The organism is Ferroglobus sp. (genome assembly GCF_015521575.1).
Taxonomy (GTDB): domain Archaea; phylum Halobacteriota; class Archaeoglobi; order Archaeoglobales; family Archaeoglobaceae; genus Ferroglobus.
Map to the genome: position 1 here is coordinate 1 of NZ_WANY01000065.1, position 2,635 is coordinate 2,635.

The window sequence follows — 2,635 nt, forward strand, 5'->3', positions numbered from 1 at the left end:
AATCTTAGCTGCAGGAAAAGCCACGAGAATGAAAGGAAAGCCAAAACCAATTTTGAAAGTTGGTGGAACCGAAATAATCAGAAGAACGGTCAATCTCCTCAAAAATTACGTGGACGAGTTTATCTTTGTCGTTCACATGAAGGAAGTTGAAGATTTCGTGAAAAAGCTTGACGTAAAAAAGAAAGTTATCAGAAACGAGTATCCAGAGAAAGGCAACGGGTACTCTTTTCTTTTAGCTTTGGATCACGTTGACGGAGAATTCATTTTGACGATGGCTGATCATGTTTACTCTCAAGAGTTCGTTGAGAGAGCGGTAAAACTGCGAGGACTTGTTGTTGACAGAAATCCGAAGTACGTTGATGTGAATGAAGCTACGAAGGTGAAAGTAGACGGAGAGAAACTTGTGGATTGCGGGAAAAACTTAGCGAGCTTCGACGGTGTCGATACGGGCTTCTTCGTTTTGAGAAAGAACGACATCTCCTTAACGAATCTCCCTTCCGAAGAACTTTCTTTATGTGACGTCATGAAATCTTCTCGAATACCAGTAAGCTATCTGGACGGTCTCTTCTGGATGGACGTAGACACGGAGGAGGAATTAAAGGCAGCTAACAGACTTATAGTCAAGGAGAGCGTTAAGAAAACTGGAGACGGATTTGTTTCAAGGTACTTCAACAGGAAAATCTCCACTTGGATTAGCTCCAAGCTCGTGAACAGAATAGAGCCCATGACCGCAACGATCTTCTCCTTCTTCATCGGCATTCTTTCAGCATTGACAGCTCTTTTCAGCCCCTTAATAGGAGGAATAGTCTACCAGATAAGTTCGATTCTTGATGGAGTCGATGGGGAGCTAGCGAGAGCGTCGATGAAGCAAAGCGCATTTGGAGGGTATATAGATTCGATTCTCGATAGAATAGTTGATTTCCTCTTCATCTTTGCCATAGCTGTCGTTTCCGGGGAGTTCCTCTGGGGAATGCTCGCTGCATTTACAACAACAATGGTCAGCTACTCCACCGAGAAGTACAAAGCAGAATTCAAAAGAAGTCCATTCGATAAAATAAGACTTCTCAACAAGGTTCCCGGTAAGAGAGACGAGAGAATTTTTGCAGCAATGGTATTCTGCCTCCTCGGATTTCTCAAAGAGTTGCTAATCTTCCTCACGCTTCTCTCAATTTTCAGAGTTTCAGCAACGATATACCTCGTTAAGAGATCAGAAAGTCCCTAATCCCTTCTTTTTCCATTAGGGTTAGCGAAACTATGTATTCGTCTTTAACCTCCCTCTTAGAGCCGGCTATGAGGTACTTTGCACCATCTATCTCTTCAACCCACCCGGCAGCCTCTAAAACCTCTCCTCTGAATACTTGCCCAGCAAAGGTGTGAGTAAAGCTCACCACAGCCTCAATCTCTTCGTGTTCGACGAAATAAACGGAGGGGTAATCGAAGGCGAATCTATCCTCAACAACCCTCGCCCTTATTTTTCTAAACGAAATTTTTCTTCCAATCTTCTCCGGAAAACCTCTTTCAAGTTCCTCGTATCCTCTAACGTAAAGTAAGTCGAAGTAAGTAGATCCTACAAAGGCTCTATGAAACTTTCTTCTCTCGTGAGCTAAAAACGCTTCATACGTTAGGGGAGGATTTCTTTTTTTGTAGATTCTCTCCCACGTCTCCTCATCAGGTTCATCAAGCTTTCCCGATTCAATACCCTTCCTGATTTTTTCTCTCGCAATAAACCAGTACTTTCCATAGACGACAAAATCTACATCGCTTTCCCCTTCCTTTTTCAATCCTATAAGTCTGCTTCCGGTGACTCCCATCTCTTCTCTTGGAATTCCCTCGAAGAATTCGACAACTTTTTTTACCTCGCTGTCCATAACCTCCTCCAGCTTTTCTTCCGGCTTGAAAACTTCGTCTATCTCCTCCCTCGGAACCCTGAAGATCCCTTCGCTTTCGCTAAACCACCTTTTCCCTACATTTATCGCTTCTTCATAGCTCAATTTTTTGTACTTCACTCCGTCCTTTTCCCTATCTCCGTTTTCGTCTGGAGCGTACCTCAAAAGAGCTTTCACGCTCTCCGCATTTCTATACCCGACGACGGAGAAGTAAAGGTTTCCAACTCTAATGAAATCCCTAAGCCTTACGGGTTTATCTGAGGTATATGGCATATATCCTCTTTATCTCCTTAGCCTTAGCTCTCTGCCCGGGTTTTTTCAACAACCTTCCATCAAGAAGTTTCATCCTCGTTATCTTGTATCTTCCCTTTTCGATGTTGAGGACTTCCCCAACCATGAACTCAGTCTCTCCGGGAGAGTTTATTATGTATGGAGTTGTCACCGGTCCTTTATGCAACGAAAACTTTACGAAAACCTCCCCAACATCCCTAAGCCAGATTGTCTTGACCTTTTCAGCTCTCGCCACCTCGCTTCTCTTCCCATTTTCAAGTTCAAGGGAGGTAATCTCACCCACCCTAAAACCGTCTTCAACTTCTATCACGACTTCCTCTCCCTTCTCAAGAAGTTCTCCCTCTTTAGCTTTTAGCTTACCTACCTCTGACTCTCCTCCTTTGCTTATTATCGCCTTTATCTCTATTTCCTTTTCAGGAATGTACTCAACAACGCTATTACAAACTTCGCACTGGTAC

General features: G+C 43.5%; 3 protein-coding genes. 1 reads left to right on the forward strand and 2 read right to left on the reverse strand.

Annotation, left to right across the window (positions count from 1 at the left end; genetic code table 11):
* Nucleotide 1 precedes the first annotated feature (1 nt).
* Complete coding sequence (locus tag F7C14_RS02615) at nucleotides 2-1,222, forward strand: NTP transferase domain-containing protein (protein ID WP_290899675.1); 1,221 nt, start codon at nucleotides 2-4, stop codon at nucleotides 1,220-1,222.
* Here the strand turns inward: F7C14_RS02615 and F7C14_RS02620 are convergent.
* Nucleotides 1,200-2,159, reverse strand: coding sequence for a nucleotidyltransferase domain-containing protein (locus tag F7C14_RS02620; RefSeq protein ID WP_290899677.1), 960 nt, complete (start codon nucleotides 2,157-2,159; stop codon nucleotides 1,200-1,202). The two genes, F7C14_RS02615 and F7C14_RS02620, sit on opposite strands and share 23 nt — an antisense overlap.
* Nucleotides 2,140-2,635, reverse strand: a 496-nt coding sequence (locus F7C14_RS02625) for an HVO_0476 family zinc finger protein (protein WP_290899679.1), incomplete at its 5' end; no start/stop codon positions are given. The genes F7C14_RS02625 and F7C14_RS02620, both read right to left, overlap by 20 nt.

Bases quoted from the DNA above. Each gene is read 5' to 3' on its own strand.
- F7C14_RS02620 (WP_290899677.1), bottom strand. From the start codon at position 2,159: ATGCCATATACCTCAGATAAACCCGTAAGGCTTAGGGATTTCATTAGA.